This window comes from Aquabacterium sp. A08 (genome assembly GCF_011742065.1).
The window spans coordinates 1-473 of the sequence record NZ_JAAQQT010000478.1 but is presented as its reverse complement, the minus strand read 5'-3'; the positions used below and the strand labels follow the sequence as shown (position 1 = coordinate 473).

Below are 473 nucleotides of genomic sequence, written 5' to 3'. Positions count from 1 at the left end.
GCCTTGCTCGACCGCCTGCGCGACGACCTGCCCCCCGGCGTCAGCGTGCAGATCGCCAACGACAACTCGGTCTTCATCGACCGCTCCATCCAGGCCGTCTACACCACCATCCTGGAAGCGGTGGTGCTGGTGTCGCTGGTCATCTTCGTGTTCCTGCGCAGCCTGCGCGCGTCCATCATCCCGTTGGTCACGATTCCCGTCAGCCTGATCGGCGCCTTCGCCCTCATGGCGCTGTTCGGCTTTTCCATCAACACCCTCACCCTGCTGGCGCTGGTGCTGGCCATCGGGCTGGTGGTGGACGACGCCATCGTGGTGCTGGAAAACATCTACCGCCACATCGAGGACGGCATGGCGCCGTTCGCCGCCGCCATCCGGGGTGCCAAGGAAATTGGCTTTGCGGTGGTCGCCATGACGCTGACCCTGGCCGCGGTGTACGCGCCGCTGGCCTTCACGCCCGGGCGCACCGGGCGCCT

The 473-nt window shown here is 66.8% G+C and carries 1 protein-coding gene; it reads left to right on the top strand.

The genetic code is table 11. The features are described 5' to 3' along the window. The coding region (locus HA630_RS27295) for an efflux RND transporter permease subunit (protein ID WP_166832160.1) at window positions 1-473 on the top strand (473 nt) is incomplete at both ends.